The sequence below is a fragment of the Neorhizobium sp. 05N33 genome (assembly GCF_056397445.1).
The window spans coordinates 103,799-128,949 of sequence record NZ_JBFTNK010000011.1 but is presented as its reverse complement, the minus strand read 5'-3'; the positions used below and the strand labels follow the sequence as shown (position 1 = coordinate 128,949).

The 25,151-nt window shown below is 64.2% G+C and carries 28 protein-coding genes; 27 read left to right on the top strand and 1 reads right to left on the bottom strand.

Features of this window, described 5'->3' with window-relative positions:
* Positions 1-14: 14 nt before the first annotated feature.
* The 7 genes from AC1DLT_RS23650 (at position 15) to AC1DLT_RS23620 (ending at position 4,147) form a co-directional block, all read left to right on the top strand.
* Complete coding sequence (locus tag AC1DLT_RS23650; RefSeq protein WP_477488367.1) at positions 15-596, top strand: HK97 family phage prohead protease; 582 nt, start codon at positions 15-17, stop codon at positions 594-596.
* Positions 593-1,873 (top strand): phage major capsid protein, encoded by a 1,281-nt coding sequence (locus AC1DLT_RS23645; protein ID WP_477488366.1) that lies wholly within the window; start codon positions 593-595, stop codon positions 1,871-1,873. The genes AC1DLT_RS23650 and AC1DLT_RS23645 overlap by 4 nt, the downstream gene beginning before the upstream one ends.
* Before the next feature lie 128 nt (positions 1,874-2,001).
* Positions 2,002-2,571 carry a head-tail connector protein gene (locus AC1DLT_RS23640; protein WP_477488365.1) on the top strand — a complete coding sequence of 190 codons (570 nt, stop codon included), beginning with the start codon at positions 2,002-2,004 and terminating at the stop codon, positions 2,569-2,571.
* Positions 2,571-2,903, top strand: coding sequence for a phage head closure protein (locus tag AC1DLT_RS23635; protein ID WP_405029390.1), 333 nt, complete (start codon positions 2,571-2,573; stop codon positions 2,901-2,903). The genes AC1DLT_RS23640 and AC1DLT_RS23635 overlap by 1 nt, the downstream gene beginning before the upstream one ends.
* Positions 2,900-3,298 carry a DUF3168 domain-containing protein gene (locus AC1DLT_RS23630; protein ID WP_477488364.1) on the top strand — a complete coding sequence of 133 codons (399 nt, stop codon included), beginning with the start codon at positions 2,900-2,902 and terminating at the stop codon, positions 3,296-3,298. The genes AC1DLT_RS23635 and AC1DLT_RS23630 overlap by 4 nt, the downstream gene beginning before the upstream one ends.
* Before the next feature lie 68 nt (positions 3,299-3,366).
* Entirely contained in the window at positions 3,367-3,642 is a 276-nt protein-coding gene (locus AC1DLT_RS23625; protein ID WP_247139152.1) for a type II toxin-antitoxin system TacA family antitoxin, read from the top strand.
* A gap of 4 nt (positions 3,643-3,646) precedes the next feature.
* Positions 3,647-4,147, top strand: coding sequence for a GNAT family N-acetyltransferase (locus AC1DLT_RS23620; protein ID WP_477488363.1), 501 nt, complete (start codon positions 3,647-3,649; stop codon positions 4,145-4,147).
* Here the strand turns inward: AC1DLT_RS23620 and AC1DLT_RS23615 are convergent.
* Positions 4,109-5,353: an MFS transporter gene (locus AC1DLT_RS23615; RefSeq protein WP_477488362.1), complete on the bottom strand. Its 1,245-nt coding sequence runs from the start codon at positions 5,351-5,353 to the stop codon at positions 4,109-4,111. The two genes, AC1DLT_RS23620 and AC1DLT_RS23615, sit on opposite strands and share 39 nt — an antisense overlap.
* Before the next feature lie 106 nt (positions 5,354-5,459).
* On the opposite strand from AC1DLT_RS23615, the gene AC1DLT_RS23610 reads away from it, so the two are divergent.
* From AC1DLT_RS23610 to AC1DLT_RS23515, 20 genes are all read left to right on the top strand, one after another.
* Positions 5,460-5,867, top strand: a complete 408-nt coding sequence (locus tag AC1DLT_RS23610) for a phage major tail protein, TP901-1 family (protein WP_477488361.1) — start codon at positions 5,460-5,462, stop codon at positions 5,865-5,867.
* Positions 5,867-6,214 (top strand): gene transfer agent family protein, encoded by a 348-nt coding sequence (locus AC1DLT_RS23605; RefSeq protein ID WP_477488360.1) that lies wholly within the window; start codon positions 5,867-5,869, stop codon positions 6,212-6,214. Before AC1DLT_RS23610 ends, AC1DLT_RS23605 begins: the two co-directional genes overlap by 1 nt.
* Positions 6,211-6,465, top strand: a complete 255-nt coding sequence (locus AC1DLT_RS23600; RefSeq protein ID WP_477488359.1) for a rcc01693 family protein — start codon at positions 6,211-6,213, stop codon at positions 6,463-6,465. The genes AC1DLT_RS23605 and AC1DLT_RS23600 overlap by 4 nt, the downstream gene beginning before the upstream one ends.
* A 244-nt stretch (positions 6,466-6,709) precedes the next feature.
* Positions 6,710-7,240 carry a phage tail tape measure protein gene (locus tag AC1DLT_RS23595; protein WP_477488358.1) on the top strand — a complete coding sequence of 177 codons (531 nt, stop codon included), beginning with the start codon at positions 6,710-6,712 and terminating at the stop codon, positions 7,238-7,240.
* 21 nt (positions 7,241-7,261) lie between these two features.
* Positions 7,262-7,900: a DUF2460 domain-containing protein gene (locus tag AC1DLT_RS23590; RefSeq protein WP_038541310.1), complete on the top strand. Its 639-nt coding sequence runs from the start codon at positions 7,262-7,264 to the stop codon at positions 7,898-7,900.
* Positions 7,897-8,772 carry a DUF2163 domain-containing protein gene (locus tag AC1DLT_RS23585; RefSeq protein WP_477488357.1) on the top strand — a complete coding sequence of 292 codons (876 nt, stop codon included), beginning with the start codon at positions 7,897-7,899 and terminating at the stop codon, positions 8,770-8,772. The genes AC1DLT_RS23590 and AC1DLT_RS23585 overlap by 4 nt, the downstream gene beginning before the upstream one ends.
* Positions 8,769-9,209, top strand: a complete 441-nt coding sequence (locus tag AC1DLT_RS23580; protein WP_477488356.1) for an NlpC/P60 family protein — start codon at positions 8,769-8,771, stop codon at positions 9,207-9,209. The genes AC1DLT_RS23585 and AC1DLT_RS23580 overlap by 4 nt, the downstream gene beginning before the upstream one ends.
* Before the next feature lie 329 nt (positions 9,210-9,538).
* On the top strand, positions 9,539-13,330 hold the full coding sequence (locus tag AC1DLT_RS23575; protein ID WP_477488355.1) for a baseplate multidomain protein megatron: 3,792 nt from the start codon (positions 9,539-9,541) through the stop codon (positions 13,328-13,330).
* Positions 13,331-13,350: 20 nt separating this feature from the next.
* Positions 13,351-13,563: a hypothetical protein gene (locus AC1DLT_RS23570; protein WP_477488354.1), complete on the top strand. Its 213-nt coding sequence runs from the start codon at positions 13,351-13,353 to the stop codon at positions 13,561-13,563.
* A gap of 117 nt (positions 13,564-13,680) precedes the next feature.
* Positions 13,681-13,947: a hypothetical protein gene (locus AC1DLT_RS23565; RefSeq protein ID WP_038541320.1), complete on the top strand. Its 267-nt coding sequence runs from the start codon at positions 13,681-13,683 to the stop codon at positions 13,945-13,947.
* A 49-nt stretch (positions 13,948-13,996) separates the two neighbouring features.
* On the top strand, positions 13,997-14,668 hold the full coding sequence (locus tag AC1DLT_RS23560; protein WP_038541322.1) for a response regulator transcription factor: 672 nt from the start codon (positions 13,997-13,999) through the stop codon (positions 14,666-14,668).
* A gap of 7 nt (positions 14,669-14,675) precedes the next feature.
* A complete protein-coding gene (locus tag AC1DLT_RS23555; RefSeq protein WP_477488353.1) occupies positions 14,676-16,082 on the top strand; it encodes an ATP-binding protein in 1,407 nt (468 codons plus the stop codon).
* A gap of 268 nt (positions 16,083-16,350) precedes the next feature.
* Positions 16,351-16,785: a membrane protein gene (locus AC1DLT_RS23550; protein WP_038548951.1), complete on the top strand. Its 435-nt coding sequence runs from the start codon at positions 16,351-16,353 to the stop codon at positions 16,783-16,785.
* A gap of 147 nt (positions 16,786-16,932) precedes the next feature.
* Positions 16,933-18,069: a c-type cytochrome biogenesis protein CcmI gene (gene ccmI, locus AC1DLT_RS23545; RefSeq protein ID WP_477488352.1), complete on the top strand. Its 1,137-nt coding sequence runs from the start codon at positions 16,933-16,935 to the stop codon at positions 18,067-18,069.
* Entirely contained in the window at positions 18,066-18,566 is a 501-nt protein-coding gene (gene ccmE, locus AC1DLT_RS23540; protein WP_477488351.1) for a cytochrome c maturation protein CcmE, read from the top strand. Before ccmI ends, ccmE begins: the two co-directional genes overlap by 4 nt.
* Positions 18,563-20,551, top strand: a complete 1,989-nt coding sequence (locus AC1DLT_RS23535) for a heme lyase CcmF/NrfE family subunit (protein WP_477488350.1) — start codon at positions 18,563-18,565, stop codon at positions 20,549-20,551. The genes ccmE and AC1DLT_RS23535 overlap by 4 nt, the downstream gene beginning before the upstream one ends.
* A 176-nt stretch (positions 20,552-20,727) precedes the next feature.
* Positions 20,728-21,156 carry a cytochrome c-type biogenesis protein gene (locus AC1DLT_RS23530; protein ID WP_477488349.1) on the top strand — a complete coding sequence of 143 codons (429 nt, stop codon included), beginning with the start codon at positions 20,728-20,730 and terminating at the stop codon, positions 21,154-21,156.
* Between the two features lie 145 nt (positions 21,157-21,301).
* Positions 21,302-22,891 (top strand): Do family serine endopeptidase, encoded by a 1,590-nt coding sequence (locus tag AC1DLT_RS23525; protein WP_477488348.1) that lies wholly within the window; start codon positions 21,302-21,304, stop codon positions 22,889-22,891.
* Between the two features lie 77 nt (positions 22,892-22,968).
* A complete protein-coding gene (locus AC1DLT_RS23520) occupies positions 22,969-23,727 on the top strand; it encodes a response regulator transcription factor (protein WP_275452108.1) in 759 nt (252 codons plus the stop codon).
* 9 nt (positions 23,728-23,736) lie between these two features.
* Entirely contained in the window at positions 23,737-25,146 is a 1,410-nt protein-coding gene (locus tag AC1DLT_RS23515) for a sensor histidine kinase (RefSeq protein WP_477488405.1), read from the top strand.
* The last annotated feature ends 5 nt before the right edge of the window (positions 25,147-25,151 follow it).

Here is a 25,151-nt window from a genome sequence, read left to right as displayed (position 1 = left end):
TTAGGAGAATACCGATGCACGCTTATCGCGGGCCGCGCCCGAACGCGCGCAAATTTGCCAATCTGGAACTCGCTGGGCTCACCGGCGACGGGGTGTTCTCCGGTTACGCCAGCGTCTTCGGCGAAGTCGACCTCGGCAAGGATACGATCGAGCGCGGCGCCTTTCGCAATTGCCTCGTTGAACGGGGCGCGCCGGGGGTGCGGATGCTCTACCAGCACGACCCTTCCGAGCCGATCGGCGCCTGGAAGACGATCCGAGAGGATGCCCGCGGGCTTTATGTCGAGGGCATGCTGTCTCCGGGCGTCGCCCGTTCCCGCGAGGTGCTGGCGCTGATGAAATCGGGCGCGCTCGACGGGCTGTCGATCGGGTTTCGCACGGTCAAGGCCCGCACCGACGCCAAGACGGGCGTGCGCAAAATCCTCGAGGCCGATCTCTGGGAAATCTCGGTGGTGACCTTTCCGATGCTGCCGTCTGCGCGGGTCTCCAACGTCAAGCATGCGCGGTTCTTCCGCGACAGGGAAACCGAACTCGTCCGCCAGATGCGGCGGGCGGCGAAGATGATGATGAAATCAACCTTCAAAGGAAAAGCGATATGACCGAGCAGGCGAGAACGATGGCAAGCGTGGCGCCCGAAGTGAAAGCCCCCGAAGTCAAGGGAATGCCGGAAACGGTGACGGCGGCCTTCGACGAATTCATGGAGGCGTTCGAGGCCTTCAAGGAGGTCAACGACCGGCGCCTCGGCGAGATCGAGCAGAAGCTGACCGCCGACGTCGTGACCCGCGACAAGATGGACCGGATCAACCGTGCGGTCGACGACCAGAAGAAGGTGCTCGACCAGCTGGTGCTGAAGAAGGCAAGGCCGCAACTCGGCCGCGGCGGTTCGGAGCTTTCGGCAGAGGCCGTGGAGCACAAGGCGGCCTTCGACGCCTATGTCCGCCGTGGCGAGGAGAACGGTCTGCGCGAGCTGGAGGCCAAGGCGTTTTCGGGCGGGACCGGTGCCGACGGCGGTTATCTCGTCCCGCCGGAAACCGACACGGAAATCGGCCGGCGGATTTCGGCGGTCTCGCCGATGCGGGCGCTCTCGACCGTGCGTACCGTATCTTCCGCCGTGCTGAAGAAGCCGTTCGCGGCAGCCGGGCTTTCGACCGGCTGGGTGGCGGAGACCACGGCGCGGCCGCAGACCAATACGCCGCAGCTCACCGAGCTCTCCTTCCCGACCATGGAGCTCTACGCCATGCCGGCTGCGACGCAGTCGCTGCTGGACGACTCGGCGGTCGATATCGAGGCCTGGATCGCCGGCGAGGTGGACATCGTGTTTGCCGAGCAGGAAGGCGATGCCTTCATCCGCGGCGACGGCACCAACAAGCCGAAAGGATTTCTGTCCTATCCGACGGTGGCGGAAGGCTTCTGGAGCTGGGGCAATATCGGCCATATCGCTACCGGCGTTGCGGGAGGCTGGAAAACGACCGGGCCTTCGGACACGCTGATCGAGGTCATCTATGCACTGAAGGCCGGCCATCGCCAGAACGGCACGTTCATGATGAACCGCAAGGCGCAGGGCGACATCCGCAAGTTCAAGGACGGCGACGGCAACTATCTCTGGCGCCCGCCGGTATCAGCCGGCCAACCGGCCTCGCTGATGGGCTTTCCGATCGCCGAAGCCGAAGAGATGCCCGACGTGGCGGAGAACTCGCTGTCGATCGCGTTCGGCGATTTCCGCTCCGGTTATCTCGTCGTCGACCGGGCGGGCGTGCGCATCCTGCGCGATCCCTATTCGGCAAAACCCTATGTGCTCTTCTACACCACCAAGCGCGTCGGCGGCGGGGTGCAGAATTTCGAGGCGATCAAGGTGGTGAAGTTTGCGGCGGCATGAGCCGCCGCAAAGTGGGTAGTGATTAGTGAGTAGGGCGGCCAATCAGTTGGCCGCCTTTTCCACGTCACGGCCTCTGCTTGCGCCTTACTACCCACTACCGACTAACCACTACTTACTCCAGGATCCCCATGACCTATGCCCAAACCACTCCGCCTTCCGCGGAGCCGCTGACGCTTGCCGAGGTGAAGGCGCATCTGCGTCTCGATGGAAGCGACGAGGATGCGCTGCTGGCCTCGCTGATCAGCACCGCCCGCGAGCACCTTGAGCGGGAGACGGGGCTTTGCCTGATCTCTCAAACCTGGCGGTTCTATCTCGACCGCTGGCCGGCGGACGGGGTGATCCGGATTTCGAGATCGCCGGTGCAAGAGATTCAGAACGTTACGGTTTACGACGCTGACGGCACTGCGCTTGAAGTTCCACTGGAAGATCATCTGCTCGACGGCAAGGGCCGTCCGGCGCGGCTTTGGCTGCGGCACCCACCGGCGCCGGGCAGGTCGATCAACGGCATCGAGATCGACTTTTCGGCCGGTTTCGGCGAGGCGGGCACCGATGTGCCGGACACGCTGAAACGGGCGATGTCGATCCATATCGGCCACATGTTCGCCTTCCGCGGCGTCGTTTCGCCGGAGAACCAGCCGGCCGGCATTCCCGAGGGTTATGAGCGGCTGATCGCGCCTTTCCGGATGCGGAGGCTCTGATGGTCCTGTTCTTCGATCCGGGGTTGATGACCGCAAGGCTCGACCTCGAGGCGCCCCGGGCGGTGCCGGACGGGCAGGGCGGCGCGACGGTGGCCTGGGAGGTGACGCTCTCGCTGTGGGCACGGATCGAGCCGGTTTCGTTCCTGGTCGCGGAACAGGCGGCTGCAGAGACCGGCACCATCAGCCACCGCATCTGGACACGGTTCCGCGACGGCGTTTCAGCCGGCCAGCGGTTTCGCAAGGGCGCGCGGACCTTCCTGGTGAAGCTGGTGCACGATCCGGACGAGACGCGGCGTTATCTCGTCTGCCAATGCGAGGAGGAAACCCGATGACGGCGGGAAACGCGCTTCTGCAGGCGATCCACCAGACGCTTGCCAGTGATGCGGCGCTGACCGCGATCATCGGCGCGGACGGCATCCGAGACCGGCTGCTGCCGCGGCCGAAACTGCCCTGCATTGTGTTCGGCGAGATGGAGACGAGGGATTTTTCGACCGCCAGTGAGGCCGGCGAGGAACATCTTCTGGTTCTGGAAATCTGGTCGGACGGCGAGGGACGGCGGCAGGCACAGGAGATCGCCGGCCTGGTGCATGGCCTGCTCCACGATGCGGCATTGCCGCTCGACGGTGCGGTGCTGGTGAACCTGCTGCAGGTCGGCACAAGGACGCGGCGGGAGCCGAAGACGAAGTTCTATCTGGCGGAGATGCGGTTTCGGGCGGTGACGGAATAATGAAAGCCTGATCATTGAATATTTCACCGGAGATGTATATACAATGTATGTGCATTGGGGTGATGGCAATGGTAGCTCTTCGAAAAAGCGAAACGATCAATTTGCGGATCGATGCCGGCACGCGGGACGTGATTGCCCGGGCGGCCGAGATTTCCGGTAAGTCGCTGACCGCATTCATGACGGAAGCGGCCTTTGCAACGGCCCAAAAGGAGCTTTTGGACCAGCGGTTCATTGGTGTCGACGCGACTGTCTTCGATGCCGTCGAGGATCTGCTTGGCGAGCCTGCTCAGGTCAATGAGAAGCTCGCGGCTCTGCTGAAGTCGAACCGCGAATGGCTCGACTGAGGCCATGTATCGCAAACCGGCCCCGCTGAGTGAGCATCATCATCTTGGGGAGTTCGACAGCGGCAAGCCGGTGCTCGATGCCTTCCTGAAGGAGATGGCGCTTCACAATCAGGTGCAGGGTTACACACGGACCTTCGTGATTGCCGACGCCGATTTTCGGGTGGTCGGTTACCACTCGCTTTGCGCCGGCATGATTTCGCGTGAAAAAGCGCCCCGTCAGGTCAAGGGCCATCAGGCGCCGGGCGAGATCCCTGTGGCTCTGCTGGCTCGGCTTGCGGTGGACCGGAGGCATCATGGACAAGGGCTGGGCGGCGAACTGCTGAAGAATGCTCTGTTGGCCGTGGTTGCGACCTCTGAAGTGGTGGCGTTCCGGGCAGTGATGGTTCATGCGCTCGACGATGAGGCAACAAGGTTTTACCTCAGATACGGTTTCCGCCAGGCCAAGGGACTGGACCGGACCTTGCTATTACCGGTCAAGGATATCCTGGCTTCGATCAGCAGCTAGGCGGCTCCGCGCATTCGCGCTGCGCACCAGCCCGACCAGCATCAGCACCAATATCAGCGAGATTGCCGAGAGCACGGCGCCGGTCACAAGCGCCGCCGTGGCGCCGACGCGGTCGAGGAGGGCGGTGAAGATGACCGGTGCGGCGGCATTGGCAAGGTTCTGCGGCATCGACAGGCGGGCCGATTGCAGGCCGAATTCGCGGGGCGAAAACAGCGACAGCGGCAGGAGCGCGCGGGCGACCGCGAGCACGCCGGTGCCGAAGCCATAGAGCACCATGAACACCACCAGGACCGGGGGCGAGGACGTGACGGTCGCGGCGAGCACGAAACTGAAGAGAACCAGTCCGGTGCCGACGAGCGACGTGAGCAGCGCATTGCCGCGTCGGCCAAGCGCCATGTCGACGAAGCGGGCGGAAACGCCGATCGCGCCGCGCGCCGAGCCGAGCTGCAGGGCAAGTGCTGGCGAGGCGCCGGCCTGTTGCAGCAGGGCCAGCAGCGAGGGCGACAGGCCGAAGCTGATGAACGAACTGATCGCCGTTGCCGCCGCCACCAGGAAGAAGGCGCGACGGCGTTCCGGCGGTGTGAAATCGACAGGAACCGTATCCGTGGCCTGGGTTTGCTCGTTGCGGTCGATCGGTTTGGGAAGACCGAACAGATAGAGCGGCAGGCAGACGAAGAGCTGCAGCAGGGCTGAGAATACAAACGTCATCCGCCAGCCGACGAGATCGTTCATCAGCGCCAGGAGCGGCCAGAAAATGGTCGCCGAAAGCCCGGTGAACAGCATCAGGATGGCGATGATGCGCTTGCCGCCCAGCCCCTCGCGCTCGACGACCGCCGTGTAGGCCGGCGCCGACAGGCCGAGCGCGCCGCCGATGCCGATAACGATCCACGCAAGCCCGTAGACCAGGATTTCGTGAGCGCTCGCGAGCAGCATGAGGCCGATCGCGAAGATGACGGACGCGCTCGCCATGACTTTTGCAGCACCATGGCGCCCGAGCAGCCGCCCAGTCGCGGGACCGGCAAGCGCACTCACCAGCATCATGATCGACAGCCCGAAGAATACGACCTCGTTCGGAAGGTCAAGTTCCGGCGCGACGATGCGGCCCATGACGCCCAGCATATCGAAGGTCGTGCCCCAGGAAATGATCTGGGTGACGGCGAGCACGGCGATCGTCTGCGCCGAGCGCAGCGGGAGGATTTTGGGCATGGCGGCGGGAGGCATTCGCGAAAGGGATGGTTGAGCGCCCGATGCTCTAGCACCGCTTTTTACGGTGCGGAAGCGACAAACGGATAACAGCGGAAAGGACTTCCACATGGTGGCGCAGAAGGGCAAGGACCTGCTCCTGAAGATCGACAATGACGGCGCGTTCCTGACGGTGGCGGGGTTGCGCTCGAAGCGGCTCGCCTTCAATGCCGAGACCGTCGATATCACTGATGCCGAAAGCGCCGGGCGCTGGCGTGAGCTTTTGGGTGGCGCCGGCGTGCAGCGCGCTTCTCTGACCGGCGCCGGCATTTTCAAGGACCAGGAAAGCGATGCGCTGGTGCGGGCTGCATTCTTTGCCGGCAGTATTCTGGCCTGGCAGATCCTGATCCCGGCCTTCGGCACGTTGACCGGACCGTTCCAGGTGACGGCGCTCGAATATTCCGGCGAGCACAATGGCGAGATCCGCTTCGAACTGGCGCTGGAATCGGCCGGCGGCCTGACCTTCGGAGTGCTGTGATGGCGGGCGGACACGCGAATCGCAGGCGCGGCGAGATCGAGACGGTGATCGGCGGCGAGCGCCGCATTCTCTGCCTGACACTTGGCGCGCTGGCGGAGCTGGAAACGGCATTTGCAGCCGGCGACCTCAACGGGCTGGCGGAACGGTTTTCCTCCGGGCGGCTGAAGGCGGCGGACATGATCCGGCTGATCGGTGCCGGCCTGAGGGGCGGCGGCAATCTCTTCTCCGATGATGAGGTGGCGGCAATGAGCATCGAGGGCGGAATTTTAGCCTATGCGCAGATTGTCGCGGATCTGCTGGCGGCGACGTTTGCGGAGCCGGGCGGGAAGGCCACGGCAAACCCTTGAGGGCCGCAGCGGGAATCGGAGCGATCGCAATAGGGGTTCCCGACACTGCGATCGAAGAGGCGAGGCTTGAGCCGTTTCCTTGGGGAACGGTGATGCATGCCGGCCTCTGCCTGCTGCGGCTTCCGCCGAGGGATTTCTGGGCGCTGACGCCAGTCGAGTTTTTTGCCATGACCGGCGGGATGAGGGGACGTAGCGCAGGTATGGAGAAGGCCAGGTTGGAAGCGCTGATGCGGGCGTTCCCGGATGGGTAAGTCTACCGCTCGTCTTGTTTCTGTCAGTTGGCGTCGCGTCCGAAAAATTGCCCCTCACCCTAACCCTCTCCCCGTTTTGACGGGGAGAGGAGACGTGCCTCGCGTGTTGCCCGTGATTGGGCAAGGTCGGCGCGACTTGCGTCCTTCTCCCCGTGAAAACGGGGAGAAGGTGGCGGCAGCCGGATGAGGGGCGGATCTTGAGAGATTTCTATGAAGGGCCGCGGCGACGAAACGGGAGTTCACCATGGAAGACGACAATAGCTTGGCCGGCACCCTGTCCGGTGCGGAGGCGCTGATCGGCGTGATGGCGGATCTCGAAGTCCGCTCGCAGCGCTTCGGGGCCGCACTGACCGGGGCCCTCAGATCCGCGACGATAGGCGGGCGCGGGCTCGAGGACGTACTCAAGGGGCTCGGCAACCGGCTTTCGGACATCGCGCTGGCCGCTGGCCTCAGACCGCTCGAAAACATGCTGGGCAATGCGATCGGCGGGCTTGTCGGGTCGGTGACGCCGTTTGCCGACGGCGGTGTCGTGCGCTCCCCGAGCTTCTTCCCGATGGGCGGTGATATGGGCCTGATGGGCGAGGCCGGCGCGGAAGCGATCCTGCCGCTCAGACGCGGGCCGGATGGCGCGCTCGGGGTTGCGTCGGCCGGCGGGGCCACGCCGCAGATCGTCTTCAACGTGACGGCGAGCGATGCCGCGAGTTTTCGGAAAAGCGAAGGGCAGATTTCCGCCATGCTGGCGCGCAGCGTTTCGCGCGGCCGGCGCGGCTTGTGACGATGATTTGGCGAGGATGAGATGAGCGGTTTTCACGAGGTTCGGTTTCCGCTGCGCCTGGCGCTCGGGGCAACCGGCGGGCCGGTGCGGCGCACCGATATCGTCAACCTTTCCAACGGACGCGAGCAGCGCAACCAGCGCTGGCGGGATTCAAGGCGCAGCTATGATGCGGGATCGGGCGTGAAATCGCTTACCGATCTCTATGCGGTGCTGGAGTTTTTCGAGGCGCGGGGCGGGCAGCTTTACGGCTTTCGGTTCCGCGATCCGGTGGACTGGAAATCCTGCGCGCCGGGCGAGGCGTTATCGGCGACCGACCAGGCAATCGGCACGGGCGACGGGGAGACCGCGGCATTCCAGCTCGTCAAAACCTACGCGGATGGCGGCGGCAGCTGGACGAGGCGGATCGTCAAGCCGGTCACTGGCTCGGTCACCTTGTCGGTGGACGGCGTCGCAGTACCTGCGGAAGCCTGGTCCGTCGATGCGGCAACGGGAATCGTCACCTTTACCGCCGGGCATGCTCCACCGGCCGGGGCGGCGGTGCGGGCGGGTTACGAATTCGACGTGCCGGTGCGGTTCGATACCGACCGGATCGACGTCAACCTCGCGCATTTTGATGCCGGGCGCATCCCGACCATTCCGCTGACGGAGGTTTTGGCATGAGAACCATACCGGCTGATCTGGCCGAGCATCTGGCGCAGGAGGCAACGACCACCTGTCACGCATGGCGGGTGACGCGGCGCGACGGCGTGATCCTGGGTTTCACCGAACACGACCATGACCTGACATTCAGCGGCACGACCTTCCTGGCGGCAAGCGGGTTTTCGGCAAGCGAGGCGGAGGCGGCAACGGGACTTTCCGCCAGCGCCGACGAGGTCGTCGGTGGCTTTTCAAATGCGGCGATTGGCGAGCAGGATCTGGCGACCGGCAGATACGACGGTGCGCGGGTGGAACTGTTTCTCGTCAATTGGGCGGCACCGGACCAGCACGTGCTTTTGAACGTGCGGGAGATCGGCGAGGTTTCCCGCACCGGCGGTCAGTTTCGCGCAGAGCTGCGCAGTCTGGCGCATCGGCTGAGCCAGCCGCAGGGGCGCGTCTACAACCGACGCTGCGACGCGAGCCTCGGGGATACGCGCTGCGGCGTAGACCTGGCCCTGTGGCGCGGCGAAGGGGCGGTGGTCGCGGTAAAGGACGCGAGCCGGATTGTGGTCTCGGGGCTCGGTGGTTTCGCGAGCGGGTTTTTCCGCCACGGCGTGCTGACGTTTTCGGACGGCGTGGCGGTCGATGTCGACGCGCACGAGAAGAGGTCGGACGGTTCGGTGGAGCTGATTTTCTGGCTGCCACTGGAGGAGCCGGTTGCGGCGGGCCACACGTTTACGCTGACCGCGGGATGCGACAAGTCGTTTGCAACCTGCAAGGCGCGCTTTGCGAACCATCTGAATTTCCGCGGTTTTCCGCATGTTCCCGGCGCCGATTTTGCCTATTCCTATGTCGATGGGGAGCGGGTCCATGACGGGGGCCCGATCTTCGAATGAGCGGGCAAAGCGAGCGGGTCGTGGCGCTGGCCGAGGGATGGATAGGCACGCCCTATCGACATCAGGGCGCTACGAGGGGCGTCGGCTGCGATTGCATCGGGCTCATCCGCGGGATCTGGCGCGAGCTTTACGGCGAGGAGCCGGAGACGGTGCCCGCCTATGCGCCCGATTGGGCGGAGCGGAGCGGTGAAGACCGGCTCGCGGACGCGGCCGCGCGGCTCTTCGGGCCGAGCGTGCCGTTGGCTGAGGCGGAGCAGGGAGATGTCCTGCTGTTCCGCTGGCGGCCGGATTGCGCGGCCAAACATGCCGGGGTGTTGGCCGGGCCGCAGCATTTCATCCACGCCTATGAGCAATCGGCCGTGACGCGTTCGGCGCTGGTACCATCGTGGCGGCGACGGGTTGCGGGGGTGCACCGGTTTCCTTCGGCGTGTCATTGAAAAGAAATGCCGTTTGGAATATGTTTCTGGAGTGGTGAGCGGGGCTGCTACCCCGCCCACCGTTTTGCTTATCTGTTGAAATTGATCCGGACGGCTATAGACCAGCCCGTCCGGGTCATCTTCAAGATAAGCGTAATGCCAATCGGCCTGAGCCTCATAAACATTACCTCCATTTTCGAGAGCAAGGCCCTTGCCTGGGTCGGCGCGGCCTATCCTCGCCGATACGCCGGCTGGCGCGGCGTGTGCTGCTTCTGCTCCCGAATTTTCTGACGCTATCACAATCTGAGCGAGCATCCAGTGGCAGCGCTGGGCGGCTGCGAGGTATTTCCATGGCCACTATCCTTTTCCAGGCGGCGGGTGCGGCGCTCGGCAGTGTGTTCGGTCCGGTCGGTGCGATCATCGGGCGGGCGGCAGGGGCGCTGGCCGGCAGCATGGTCGATCGGGCGCTGATCGGCGGCAGCGGCACGACCATCTCCGGGCCACGTCTTGCGACTGCACGCATTCCGGGTGCTGATGAAGGAACGGCGATCAACCGCATCTACGGGACGGCGCGGATCGGCGGCACGCTGATCTGGGCGACGCGTTTCGAGGAACAGGTAACGCGCGAGCGCTCCGGCGGCAAGGCGACCAGCGGGCCGCGGGTGGAGACGTTCCGCTATTTCGCAAACTTGGCGGTCGGGCTCTGCGAGGGGCCGATCGCCGGCGTACGGCGGGTCTGGGCCGATGGGCGTGAACTCGATCTGACGGCAATCGAGATGCGGGTCTACCGTGGCGACGGAGAGCAATTGCCCGATCCGCTGATCGAGGCGAAGCAGGGCGAGGGCAATGCGCCGGCCTATCGCGGGCTGGCCTATGTCGTGTTCGAACGGCTGCCGCTCGACAGTTTCGGCAATCGCATCCCGCTCCTGCAGTTCGAGGTGCTACGACCGGTCGGCAGGCTCGAACATCAGATACGCGCCGTGACGGTCACGCCGGGCGCGACGGAGCATGGTTATGCGACTGTGCCGGTGACGGAGAAGACAGGCGAGGGCAGCGGGCGCATTCTCAATCGCCATACGCTGGCGGCCGGCACCGATTGGCATGCGTCGCTCGATGAGTTGCAGGCGCTCTGCCCCAACCTCGAACGGGTGGCGCTGGTGGTCTCCTGGTTCGGAACGGACCTCAGGGCAGGGCGTTGCCGCATCGTGCCGGGCGTCGAGGTGCCCGAGCGACGGGAGGAAAGCGCGGAGTGGTCGGTGGCCGGGATTTCGCGCGGCGGCGCGCATCTGGTGAGCCAGATCAGCGGGCCGGCTTTCGGCGGTACGCCGAGCGACGCGAGCGTGGCGCAGGCGATCACCGATCTCAGGGCGCGGGGGCTGAAGGTCTATCTCTATCCGTTCGTGATGATGGATATTCCGCCCGGCAACGGCCTGCCGGATCCCTATGGCGGCGTGGCGCAGGCGGCCTTTCCCTGGCGCGGGCGGATCACCTGTTTTCCGGCGTCGGCGGATAAGACGGAGGAAGCGCGGGCTCAGGTGCAGGCTTTCAGCGCTGGTTCCGAGGGATACCGGCGCATGGTGCTGCATTATGCCGGCCTGGCGGCGGCCATAGGCGGGGTTGACGGCTTCATCCTCGGCTCGGAACTACGCGGGCTGACGCAATTGCGCGACGAGACGGGAGCGTTTCCTTTCGTGCAACAACTGGTTGGGCTTGCGGCGGATGTGCGGGCGATCGTCGGGCCGGGGACGAAACTCACCTACGGCGCCGACTGGAGCGAATATTTCGGCTATCACCCGCAGGACGGTTCGGGCGAGGTGCATTTCCACCTCGATCCGCTCTGGGCTTCGGCGGATATCGATGCGGTCGGCATCGACAACTACATGCCGCTCAGCGATTGGCGCGACGAGGATCTTGTCGCGGACAATCCGGATGATTTTCGTCTTGCGGATGACCGCCAAGCGATGGCGGCGCAGATCGCGGCCGGAGAGGGTTTCGATTGGTATTATGCAAGCGATTCGGACCGGCGGAACCGGGTGCGATCGCTGATTTCGGATGGACTGGCGGGCAAGCCGTGGGTCTATCGTTACAAGGACCTCTTGGGCTGGTGGTCGAACAAGCATCATGACCGTGTGGGCGGTGCCGAGAATATAACGCCGACGGCCTGGCTGCCCGGCATGAAGCCGATCTGGTTTACCGAACTCGGGTGTCCGGCGGTCGACAAGGGCGCCAATCAGCCGAACGTCTTCATCGATCCGAAATCGGCCGAAAGCGCGCTGCCGTATTTTTCGAGTGGCGGGCGGTCCGACAGCATGCAGCGGCGGCTCCTGGAAGCGCATCATGGCTGGTGGCAGGGCCATGCGGCGCCGGACGGCATGGTCGACCCGGACCACGTGTTTGTCTGGACCTGGGATGCCAGGCCTGTTCCGGCCTTTCCCGGCGACCTTTCGGCCTGGAGCGATGGCGGTAACTGGCGCGCCGGCCATTGGCTGAACGGCAGGCTGGGTGCAACGACGCTCGCCGATGCGATCGCCGCGATCCTGACCGAGCACGGTTTTGAGGATTTCGACGTTTCCGAAGTGAGCGGCGACCTGACCGGTTATGTGCAGGGCGAGGTGACCTCGGCGCGGGCTCTTCTGGAGCCGCTGCTCGAGGTGTTTCAGGTGGATGTGGGGGAAGACAGCGGCAGGCTGCGTTTCCGGTCGCGGCTGAAGGTCAGCCTGGCGGCAAAGGAGGTTACCGTCGTCGCCGACAGCGAGGACGAAGCCCTGTGGTCGGAAAACCGTGGGCACGACAGCGATTTTGCGGCGGAGGCGGTGCTGACCTCCTACAATCCACGGCTCGACTACGAACAGTCGGGCGTGCGGTCGCGGCGGGCACGAGCGGAAAGCCAGCGTATCCTGAGCTACGATCTGCCCGCCGTGCTGCCGGAGGAGACGTCGCTCGATGCCGTCGAGACGCTGCTGCGTACCCACAGGATTGCGAAACGGTCGCTGAGTTTCGGGCTCTCGCCGGCCGATGTCGCGGTCGAGCCCGGGGATGCGGTGCGGCTGGTTTTGCCGGATGGGGCCGGGCCAGATGGGACCTTTATCGTCGAGCGGATCGAGGAGGGGGCGGTGCGGCGGATCGACGCACGGCACCACGCGCCGCTCGCGCCATCGAACTACGCCGCTGGCGAGGGGCACAGGAATGGCGGCCGCGCTGTCTCCGACGCATTTGCGCCGATCCTGCATCTTCTCGATCTGCCACGATTCGCGCCCGGCGAGGCGGCGAGCTTTGCCCGGGTCGCGGGTTTCTGCCGGCCATGGCGGCGGATGGCGCTGTCCTCCTCCGTGACGATGGAAGGATATCGCGCGCGGGCCGCGCTCGACCGGCCGGCGAGGTTGGGCGTTCTGGCCGTGTCGCTGACGGGCGGCATTGCCGGGCGCTTCGATCGTGGCCGGACGATCGAGATCGAACTGTTTTTCGGCGGGCTGTCGTCGGCGGACGAGCAGGCCGTACTGAACGGCGAAAACCGGATCGCGGTGAAGGCGGATAGCGGCGTCTGGGAGGTGATCGGCTTTGCCGATGCCGAAGAGATCAGCCCTAACCGCTGGCGTCTGTCGAACCTGTTGCGCGGGCTGGCGGGGACCGAGGACGCCATGCGGGCCGGCGCGGCTTCAGGGACCGCCGTCGTCGTGCTCGATGAGGCGGTGGTGCCACTGGGGCTTGCGGCGGACGAACGCGGCCTGGCCCTGAACTGGCTGGCGGAAAGCGTAGGGCAGGCGGGCGGACGGTCCGGCCCGCATGTCTTTTCGGGCGGTGTGCGTGCCGAAACGCCGTTATCGCCGGTGCATGTCCGCGCAGAACGGCAGGCGATCGGCGACGTCCGGCTGACCTGGGTGAGGCGCGGAAGGATCGAGGCGGACGGCTGGGACAGCGCGGAAATCCCGCTGGACGAGCCGGTCGAAGGTTACCGGCTGGAGCTTCTCGACGGCGCTTCCGTCAAGCGCGCGATCGAGGTCGCCGGGCCGGTTTTCATCTATCCGGCGGCCGACGAGATCGCCGATTTCGGCGGACCTCTGGCAAGTCTTTCGCTGCGGATACGACAGATGGGCCGGGCGGTTCCGCTCGGCGTTCCGTTTGAAACAGTCGTTATGTTCTAAACTGAAACAAGGAGATAAGCATGGACGGCATGAAGGCATGGTACCAGTCGAAGACTGTCTGGGGTGGATTGATCGCGGTCGCCGCCGCGCTCCTGCAGGTTACAGGAATAGAGCTCGGAGCGGATATGCAGGCCGATCTCGCAGACATTGCGGTGACGCTTGCGGGTGCCGCCGGCGGACTTTTTGCGATTTATGGGCGTGTCTCGGCCCAGAGCGGAATCAGGGGAAAATAGCCTCCTGAAGGAAAGCGTTACGGACCATTCATTTGCCATTCAGCCGCCTTTAGCTACATAATCCATCACATGCTTTGGACATGAATCCTGTTTGTCTTGTGAGTGGAAATTGTAACCATGGCGCGACTGCCAATCATCGCGATATTGACCGCCGGCCTGGCCGGTTTCTCCGGCTTCGTGCCGGAGAAGGTCTCCGCGCGTGATTATCTCGTCCTCGTCGCAGGCGATTGCGGGTCGGCTGCGTCTCGCGTGGTGCGGGAAACCGGCGGCGAGCTTCTTTCCGCTCAGCCCTCCTCCGATGGCCAGACCTGCGTCGTGACGGTGCTCGTCCAGGGCGATGGCAATCAAAGACCGCGCAAGGTGACCGTCAGGGTTCCGATGTAAAGCGGGGTCGGCGGCATCAGTCGCCGGCATATCATTCGAGGGGCGGTGCATGCGCATTCTGGTGGTCGAAGACGACGTCAATCTCAATCGGCAGCTCTCCGACGCCCTGAAGGAGTCGGGTTATGTGGTCGATCAGGCCTTCGATGGCGAGGAAGGCCATTATCTGGGCGAAACCGAGCCTTATGACGCGGTGATCCTCGATATCGGCCTGCCGGTCATGGACGGCATCACCGTCGTCGAGAAATGGCGTGCCGGAGGCAAGGGCATGCCGGTTCTGATGCTGACCGCCCGTGACCGCTGGAGCGACAAGGTGGCAGGCATCGATGCCGGCGCCGACGACTATGTCGCAAAGCCCTTTCATGTGGAGGAAGTGCTGGCCCGTGTTCGGGCGCTGATCCGCCGGGCGGCGGGGCATTCATCCTCCGAAATCGTCTGCGGGCCCGTGCGGCTCGACACCAAGGCTTCCAAGGCGAGCGTCGAAGGCGTCGCCCTGAAGCTCACCTCGCACGAATTCAGGCTGCTGTCCTACCTGATGCATCACATGGGGCAGGTCGTTTCCCGCACCGAACTTGTGGAGCACATGTATGACCAGGATTTCGACCGCGATTCCAATACGATCGAAGTTTTCGTGGGCCGGCTTCGCAAGAAGCTCGGAGTCGACCTCATCGAAACGGTCCGCGGACTCGGCTACAGGATGCAAGCGCCAAACGATGCGCGTTAAATTCCGAATGATCGGACCAAGATCGCTGACTGCCCGCGTGCTGCTTCTGGCCACGCTGTGGTCGGCGCTGGCTCTGGTGGTCATTTCGATCGTCATCTCGCAGCTCTACCGGCAATCGGCCGAACGCGCCTTCACCGACCTCCTGCGCGCCCAGCTCTATAACGTCATCAACTCGATCACGATCGGCGACGACAACAAGCTCGCCGGCAGCCCGCAGCTCGGCGACCTGCGCTTTTCGCAGCCCGAGACCGGCTGGTACTGGATCATCGAGCCGCTCGGCACGTTTGCGGCGACGCCGCTTTCCTCCTCCTCGCTCGGCACTTCGAACATCAGCGTGCCGTCGATCTTGGCGGTGCCCTTCAACAATCGCTACGAGCGTTTCTACCCGGCCATAGACGCCTACAAGAACCATGTCCTGGTCGCCGAGACGGAGGTCGTGCTCGATGGCGAAGGCCGCGCCGCGCGCTTCCGCGTCTCGGGCAATCTTGCGGTCGTCGAGGAGGATATCCAGGCCTTTACCCGCAGTCTCTATATCGCGCTTGCCGTTTTCGGTTTCGGCAGCCTGGTCGTCAACGGCCTGGCGATCCTTTACGGGCTGCAGCCCCTCGACGGCGCGCGGCGCTCCCTCGAAAGGGTCCGGCGCGGCGAAGCGGAGCGGCTGGAAGGCGAGTTTCCGCGCGAGATCATGCCGCTTGCCAGCGACATCAACGCGCTGATCGAAAGCAACCGCCGCATCGTCGAGCGGGCGCGCATGCAGGTCGGCAACCTTGCCCATTCGCTGAAGACGCCGATCGCGGTTCTGCTCAACGAATCGCGTGCCGTGGAAAAGGTGCAGTCGGACATGGTGCGGTCGCAGGCGGAGGGGATGCAGGCGCAGGTGCAATCCTATCTGAACCGGGCGCGCATCGCCGCCCAGCGCGAATCCCTGCTCGCCCGGACCGAGCTCGAGCCTGTGCTGGAACGGCTGGTCAGGGTGATGCGCCGGCTCAATCCGGAAAAGGAATTCCACCTCTCGGTTTTTCCACCGGGTGTGGCGCTTGCCATGGAACAGCAGGACGTCGAGGAGACTATCGGCAACCTGCTCGAAAATGCCGCGCGCTTCTGCGAGACCGGCGTGTGGATCACCGCGACGCCGACATCCGGCCCTCAAGCCGGCGAAGGCGAAACTGCGCGGCGCTCCTGGGTCGAGGTCTCTGTCGAGGACGACGGCCCGGGACTGGAGCCGGATCAGATCCGCGAGGCGATGAAACGCGGCAGGCGGCTCGACGAGAGCAAGCCGGGCGCCGGGCTCGGACTTTCGATCGTGCGCGAGATCACCGGCGAGTATCAGGGTTCGGTCGAGCTGACGCGCGGGACGCGCGGTGGCCTCAGAGCGCAACTTCTGCTTCCGGGTGTCGCCAAGGAAGCCCCTTGATTGTCGCAGGTCTCGTACTTCAGCCCTTCGGAACTGTTGCCGATCGGCAACGCTGGCCTATTCCCTGCCTTTGGTTATGGACGGATGGATCGCCTGCTATATCTTTGCCCGAACGGACCTTCCTATGATCGTCTGCTAATGTGCGGGAGACTGAACGATCGCCGGATTTGTATGTTTTCCCAGTGACGCCATAATGATGCCATGCCGGGACCGGACCAGTCTCGGCACGATTTCCGAAGAAAGCGAGCCGCGACCGGTTTCCGACACGATGCGATTATTGAACCTCCGAAATACCGTTTCATCGCTTATGGTTGCTGGCCTACTGGCCGGCTGCGGCACGACTTCGGCAACCGGCCCCGGAGGTGCACGCGGCCTGCTTTCGCCGCGGCCTTCGCCTTCGACCTCCTATATTTCCGCTCTTCAGGGGGGCATCGTCGGACGGAGCGGAGCGACGCTTTCGGCAAGCGACCGGTCACGCGCCCTCGAGGCGGAATATCGCGCCCTGGAAGGGGCAACCGGCGGCGAAGCAGTCACCTGGAAGGGTGACGACGCGAACGGCCAGGTGGTCGCCAACGCTCCCTATCAGGTCGGCACCCAGAACTGCCGCCAGTATCGCCATACGGTGACCATGAATGGCCGCGACATGACGGCGCGGGGCGCTGCCTGCCGCAATTCGAACGGCACGTGGACGCCGCTCACCTGATTTCCTCTGCTGCTGTTTGACATGGGTCATGGCCGCCGGATCGGATTGAGCCCATATGAGGCTTGAACTTGCGGCCAAACGCCTCAAATTCGCGTCAACGCCGGCTGCGCTGTTGGAAAGCACGGGCCGTTGCAGTAATGGGCCACTATGGTTTTATGGATCATCCTCGCAGCTCTGACGGCGGCCGTTGCGGCAATCCTCATCCTGCCCTTCGCCCGAGCCACCAAAACGGCATCCGCTGACCGTGCCGGAGAGGTCGCCGTCTATCGTGATCAGCTGGCCGAACTGGACCGGGACCGAGCCCAGGGCCTGATCGAGCCACAAGAGGCCGAATACGCCCGAGCGGAGATCGGCCGCCGGCTGCTGGCTGCGGCCGGTGCCGGGCAAGCCGAAGGGATTGCCGCTCCGAAGACGCGCAAACATCGGCTCGCTACCGCCGTCGTAACGCTGGTTCCGCCCGTCGTCGGGCTCTGTCTTTACCTGGCGCTCGGCAATCCAGGGCTGCCGGACCAGCCGCTCGAAGCGCGGCTTGCCAATCCCGGCAACAATGTCGCGCTGCTGGTCGCCAAGGCCGAGCGGCATCTCGCCGAAAACCCCAATGACGGTGCCGGCTGGGACCTGCTCGCGCCGATCTATTTGCGCTCCATGCGGCTCGGCGATGCTGAAATGGCCTATCGCAACGCGATCCGCATCCTCGGGGCCAATCCTGTGAGGCTCGCCGGGCTCGGCGAAACGCTGGTCGCATCGAATGACGGGATCGTCACCGAGGACGCGCGTTCCGCCTTCGAGCAGGCGGTGAAGCTCGATCCGGACAATCCACGTTCCCGCTTTTATGTCGGCCTCGGCTTGGAGCAGGCGGGCAGGGCGGCGGAAGCAAGGGCGCAGTTCGAGACGATCGCAAAAGCCTCGCCGGCCGACGCGCCGTGGATGCAGCTCGTCAACCAGCATATCGCCAAGAACGGCGGCACCATCATGCCCGGACGCGACACGGCGCGGGCGCCGGGAAATCCGAACCAGGCGGATGTGGCGGCAGCCGAAACCATGTCGCAGGGCGATCGGCAGGCGATGATCCGCGGCATGGTCGACAGCCTTGCGGAACGGCTGAAGCAGGATCCCAATAATCTCGAGGGCTGGGTGAGGCTGGTGCGCTCCTATTCCGTGCTCGGAGACAAACTCAAGGCAGAAGCGGCGTTGAAGAGCGGCCTCAAGCAGTTCCCGTCATCAGGAGAATTGGTGGCGCTGGCCAACGAGATGGGGCTTGCCGTCGAAGGAGTGGCCCAATGACCCGCAAACAGAAGCGGCTGGCGGTGATCGCAGGCGGCATGAGCTTCATCCTCGTCGCGGTGCTGCTCGTCATGTTCGCCTTCAGCCAGTCGGTTGCCTATTTCTTCATGCCGGCCGACCTTGCCAAGGCCGACGTCAAGCCCGGCACCCGCATCAGGCTTGGGGGGCTGGTGGCCGAAGGCTCGGTGAAGCGCGGCCAAGGCTCGACCGTGAGCTTTACTGTGACGGACGGCACCGGCAATGTGCCGGTCACCTATACGGGCATTCTGCCGGACCTGTTTCGCGAAGGCCAGGGCGTGGTGACCGAAGGCGCGTTCGATGCGGCATCCCATGGTTTCGTGGCCGACAGCGTGCTCGCCAAGCATGACGAAAACTACATGCCAAAGGAAGTCGCCGACCGGCTGAAGGCGCAGGGCGTCTGGAACGAGGGCCAGGGGGAGCAGGGCCAGGCCAATCAGGGAAAATCCGGCGGTGCCAAGGGAGCGGTCACGCAATGATCATCGAGATCGGCCATTACGCGCTTGTGCTGGCGCTTGCGACTTCCCTTCTCGTCTCCGTCCTGCCGGTGATCGGTGCAAGGCGCGGCGACGTGGCGATGATGGCGCTGGCGCCGACCGGAGCGCTGGTGCTGTTCGCGCTCGTCGCCTTTTCCTTCGGCGTGCTGACCTGGGCCTATGTGGTCTCCGACTTCTCGGTGATGAACGTCTGGGAGAATTCCCATTCGCTGATGCCGCTGATCTATAAATTCTCGGGCGTCTGGGGCAATCACGAAGGTTCGATGTTGCTCTGGCTGCTGATCCTCGTTTTCTTCAGCGCGCTGGTGGCGATGTTCGGGCGGAATCTGCCCGATACGCTGCGGGCCAATGTTCTGGCCGTCCAGGCCTGGATTTCGACCGCATTCCTGTTCTTCATCCTTTTGACCTCAAATCCGTTCCTTCGCCTCAATCCGGCGCCGGCCGAGGGGCAGGACCTTAACCCGGTGTTGCAGGATTTCGGCCTGGCGGTTCATCCGCCGCTTCTTTACCTCGGTTATGTCGGCTTCTCGGTCTGCTTCTCGTTCGCCGTCGCGGCGCTGATGGAAGGCCGCATCGATGCCGCCTGGGCCCGCTGGGTAAGGCCCTGGACGCTGGCCGCCTGGACCTTCCTGACCGCCGGCATCGCCATGGGCTCCTACTGGGCTTACTACGAACTCGGCTGGGGCGGCTGGTGGTTCTGGGATCCGGTCGAGAACGCCTCCTTCATGCCGTGGCTCGCGGGCACGGCGCTCCTTCATTCTGCGCTGGTCATGGAAAAGCGCGAGGCGCTGAAGATCTGGACCGTGCTTCTGGCGATCATGACCTTTTCACTGTCGCTGCTCGGCACCTTTCTGGTGCGCTCTGGCGTGCTGACCTCGGTGCATTCGTTTGCGACCGATCCGACCCGCGGCATCTTCATCCTCTGCATTCTCGGCATCTTCATCGGCGGCGCCTTCGCGCTGTTTGCCTGGCGGGCGCCGATGCTGAAGGCGGGCGGCATCTTCGCGCCGATCTCGCGCGAGGGCGCGCTGGTGCTCAACAACCTGATCCTGACGGTGGCGACGGCGACGGTGCTGACCGGCACGCTCTATCCGCTGATCCTCGAAACGCTGACCGGCGAAAAGATCTCGGTCGGGGCACCGTTCTTCAATATGACCTTCGGCCTGCTGATGCTGCCGCTGCTGGTCGCCGTGCCGTTCGGGCCGGTGCTCGCCTGGAAGCGCGGCGATCTCCTGGGCGCCCTGCAGCGGCTCTATGCCTTCGCCGGACTGGCGCTGGCTGCAGGCCTTGCCTTCTTCTATATCCAGAATGGAGGGCCGGTTCTGGCGATCTTCGGCCTGGTGCTCGGCTTCTGGGGCATGATCGGTGCGTTCGCCGATCTCTGGTATCGCGGCAATTTTGCCAAGGTCGGGCTGTCGGTCGGGCTGAAGCGGCTGGCCGGCCTGCCGCGTTCGGTGTTCGGCACGGCGATCGCCCATTTCGGGCTCGGCGTCACGGTGCTTGGAATTTTCGCGGCGACGACTTTCGGCACCGAAACGGTGGTCGAGATGAAGCAGGGCGCTACCGTCGATATCGGCGGCTATTCGCTGACCTATGACGGGCTGCGCGATGCGGTCGGGCCGAACTATACAGAACAGCGTGGCCATTTCGCCGTCAGCCGCGGCGGGGTTCAGGTGGCGGATGTCTGGTCGTCGAAGCGACTCTATACGGCGCGGCGCATGCCGACGACGGAGGCCGGCATCCTCACCTTCGGGCTCAGTCAGCTGTACGTCTCGCTCGGCGACGCGATGGACAGCGGTGGCATGGTGGTGCGCATCTGGTGGAAGCCGTTCATCCTCTGCATCTGGGGCGGCGCTCTGGTGATGATGTTCGGCGGGTTCGTGTCGCTGTCGGATCGCCGGTTGCGGGTGGGTGCGCCGAGCCGGAAGGCGAAGCCGGTCAAGGCGCGTCTGGAGGCGGCGGAGTGATGGGAATACCCGTCGACAAAGACCCCTCCCCAACCCCTCCCCACAAGGGGGAGGGGCTTCATTGCCGGATCGCACCATTGAGATGGATGCGAGGTGCTGCCACGGGTTTTCTCCCCCCTTGTGGGGGAGATGGCCGGCAGGCCAGAAGGGGACTTTTCTCGTTCTTTCTGCTTCTCGTGGCTCTCCTAGCCCCCCTCCCGGCCTTCGCCGTCAACCCCGACGAAGTGCTCTCCAACCCGGTGCTCGAACAGCGCGCCCGAAATCTTTCGGCCCAATTGCGCTGTATGGTGTGCCAGAACCAGTCGATCGACGACTCCAATGCGGAGCTTGCCCGCGACCTGCGCGTGCTGGTGCGGGAGCGATTGACGAACGGCGACACGGACGATCAGGTGATCGACTACGTCGTGTCTCGCTACGGCGAATTCGTGCTCCTGAAACCGCGCCTCGGTGCCAAGACGATCATTCTCTGGGCAACACCCATCCTGCTACTGCTGGTCGGCGCAATCGCGATACTGGTCTTCGTCCGCACCCGTCCAAGCCAACGCGCAGTTGCGGTGCTTTCGGCCGAGGAGCAGGCGCGTATTGAAGAGCTTCTGAAAAAGTAGCTGCCTGAAACAGGCACGCTCGAACATTACGAATATTTCATTCGTCCGCCACCTGCAGTTAACCTCAGAGCGCCTATATCTCTGTCATCCACCGCTTGGCCAACCTCCGGCCATCATGACTGAAGAGAAGAAGGTAGCTTAAAACATGCGCAATATCGGACGTCCCTCTCTGAAGACCGTCTTGAAGACCACCACGGTTGCTGGTCTTGCCGCGGTCATGCTCTCGAGCGGCATCCCGGCTCAGATCACGCAGTCCTTTGCTGCTCCGGTCAGCGTCACCGCACCGCAGGCCCCGAGCTTTGCCGATGTCGTTTCGGCTGTTTCTCCCGCCGTCGTTTCCGTCCGTGTCCAGTCCGATGCCCAAGCCGTTTCCGATGACAGCAGTTCGTTCAGCTTTGGCGGCCGCGGCTTCGATCAGCTTCCCGACGACCATCCGCTGAAGCGGTTCTTCCGTGAATTCGGCGGCCAGATGCCCGGCGCTCCGGGTGCTCCGGGCGACCGGAACAACCGCAACCAGGATCGCGCCGATCGCAACGGCCCGCGGGGCCAGGACAGCAATCGTCCGCACCGCCTGCGCCCGACCGCCCAGGGCTCCGGGTTCTTCATCTCCGAAGACGGCTACGTCGTCACCAACAATCACGTCGTTTCCGACGGTTCGGCCTACACGGTCGTTTTGAACGACGGCACCGAACTCGAAGCCAAGCTGGTCGGCAAGGACAGCCGCACCGATCTCGCAGTCCTCAAGGTCGACGCCACCAGCCGCAAGTTCACCTATGTTAACTTCGCAGACGACTCGAAGGTCCGGGTCGGTGACTGGGTGGTTGCCGTCGGCAATCCGTTCGGCCTTGGCGGCACGGTCACCGCCGGCATCGTTTCGGCCCGCGGCCGCGACATCGGCTCCGGCCCCTATGACGATTACATCCAGGTGGACGCGGCCGTGAACCGCGGCAATTCCGGCGGCCCGACCTTCAACCTCTCCGGCGAAGTCGTCGGCATCAACACCGCGATCTTCTCGCCGTCCGGCGGCAATGTCGGCATTGCCTTCGCGATCCCGTCTTCCACCGCCAAGGACGTCGTTGCCAACCTGATGAAGGATGGCAAGGTCGATCGCGGCTGGCTCGGCGTACAGATTCAGCCGGTCACCCAGGATATTGCCGACTCGCTTGGCCTCAAGGAAGCGACCGGCGCCCTTGTCGTTGCTCCGCAGGAAGGCTCTCCGGGTCAGAAGGCCGGCATCAAGGAAGGCGACGTCATCACGGCCGTCAATGGCCAGCCGATCAAGGATGCCCGTGATCTTGCCAAGCGCGTCGCCGCCTTCGGCCCGAATACCAAGGTCGAGGTCGATCTATGGCGTGACGGCAAGGCGCAGAAGATCCCGGTTACGCTCGGCAACCTCCAGAGCGACGAAGCCGCCAAGGCCGAGCCGAAGCAGCCCGACGCTCCGGCGCCCTCCAGCGACAAGGCGCTTGCCAGCCTCGGCATCACCGTCGCTCCGGCCGAGGACGGTTCCGGTCTCTCGGTCACCGATGTCGATCCGGACAGTGAAGCCGCTGCCCGCGGCCTGAAGACCGGGGAAAAGATCGTCTCGGTCAACAACCGCAAGGTCACCAGTGCCGCCGACGTCGGCAAGGTTCTCGACCAGGCCCGCAAGGACGGCCGCACCCGCGCGCTGTTCCAGGTGGCCGGCGAAGGCAATAGCAGCCGTTTCGTTGCCCTGCCGATCAATGAAGGCTGATTTCTAGAAAACAGGTCGCAAGATCGAGGGCGCCGCCGGCAACGGTCGGCGCCCTTTTTCCTTCCATGGAGCGTGTGATGGAAACGGATACCCGATATTCTGCCGGTACCGCAGATTCCCGTAGTGCAAAGGCGGGCGCGGACGCTATTGTTCCGCACATGAAGATTCTGGTGATCGAAGACGATTTGGAGGCCGCGGCCTATATGACCAAGGCCTTTCGCGAGGCCGGGATCGTGGTCGACCACGCAAGCGACGGCGAGAGCGGCCTGTTCATGGGAACCGAAAATTCCTACGACGTGATGGTCATCGACCGTATGCTGCCGCGACGCGACGGGCTGTCCGTCATCAGCGAATTGCGCAAGCGCAGCATCAATACCCCGGTGCTGATCCTCTCGGCGCTCGGCCAGGTGGACGACCGGGTGACCGGCCTGCGCGCCGGCGGCGACGATTACCTGCCGAAACCCTATGCCTTTTCCGAGCTGCTCGCCCGCGTCGAAGTGCTCGGCCGCCGCAAGGGCACGCCTGAACAGGACATGGTCTATCGGGTCGGTGATCTGGAACTCGACCGGCTGTCGCACGAGGTGAAGCGCGCCGGCAAGGAAGTGCTTCTGCAGCCGCGAGAATTCCGCCTGCTCGAATATCTGATGAAGAACGCCGGCCAGGTGGTCACCCGCACCATGCTGCTCGAAAACGTCTGGGATTATCATTTCGATCCCCAGACCAATGTCATCGACGTGCATGTCTCCCGGCTGAGATCGAAGATCGAGAAGGACTTCGAAAAGCCGCTTCTGAAGACTATTCGCGGCGCCGGCTACATGATCAAGGACGAGGGGTAAGCCGAGTTGCTGGCACGTGCCCGCCTGATGTTCCGCTCGACGGCCGTGCGGCTGTCGGCGCTCTATATCCTGCTCTTCGCCTTGTGTGCGGCATTCCTGGTCATTTACGTGACGGCGATGTCCGAACGGTTGTTGGCGCAGCAGACGCGCCAGTCGCTGCAAGAGGAAGTGCAGGAGATACAGCGCGCCTATGAACGAGGCGGCGTCAGCCTTCTCCTGCGGATGATGGAGCGGCGAGCCCGCCAGCCGGGCGCCAACCTCTATGTGATCGCGGGGCCAAACGGCGAAATGCTCGCCGGAAACGTCGCCGCGGTGCAGCCCGGCGTGCTCGACGAGCAGGGCTGGACGGAAATGCCCTTCACCTACGAACCCTATACCGAATCGGATCGACCTGGCCGGCATCTCGCCACGGCGAACGTGCTCCGCCTCGACAACGGCCTGCGGCTGCTGGTCGGTCGCGATCTCGGCGACCCGAGCCGCTTCCGCGGTATCGTACGCCGGGCGCTGATGGTGGCGCTGGCCATCATGGGCGTCGGAGCGCTGGTGATCTGGTTCGGCATCGGCCGCAATGCGCTGAAACGCATCGACCGGATGTCGGCGGCGAGCCAGAAGATCATGGCGGGTGACCTTTCGCAGCGCCTGCCGGTTGGCAAGTCCGGCGACGAATTCGATCGGCTGTCGGATTCGCTGAACGCCATGCTTGGACGCATCGAGAAGCTGAACGAGGGTCTGCGCCAGGTTTCCGACAACATCGCCCACGACCTGAAGACGCCGCTGACGAGGCTGCGCAACAAGGCAGCCGATGCGCTGGGCGAGGATCGTGCGGATGTGCGCCGGACAGCCCTCGAAGGCATCATTGCCGAGTCCGACCAGCTTATCCGCACCTTCAACGCGCTGTTGATGATCTCCCGTGTCGAGGCGGGCTCGATTGCGGCGGAAATGTCGGATGTCGACCTATCTGCGATCTCCGCCGACAGCGCCGAGCTTTATGAACCCGCGGCTGAGGAAGCCGGCCTGTCGCTGACGACCGAGCTCGAACCGGGGCTCGTGGTCCACGGCAACCGCGAACTCATCGGCCAGGCGATCTTCAACCTCCTCGACAACGCCATCAAATACGCCTCCGAGGCAAAGGACGCGGCGCATATCCGCGTTCGCCTCGCGCGAAGCGATGGCACGCTCAGGCTCTCCGTCTGCGACAACGGCCCCGGCATTCCGGCCGACAAGCGCGGCGAGGTGACCAAACGGTTCTTTCGCTTGGACGAAAGTCGCTCCAAACCCGGCACCGGCCTCGGCCTCTCGCTGGTCGAGGCGGTGATGGAGCTGCATGGCGGTTCGCTGGAACTCTCCGCCACCGACGAAGCGAACACTGCGGCGCCCGGCCTGACGGTCACCATGGTCTTTCCTGTGCCGAAGCCCTAAGTTTC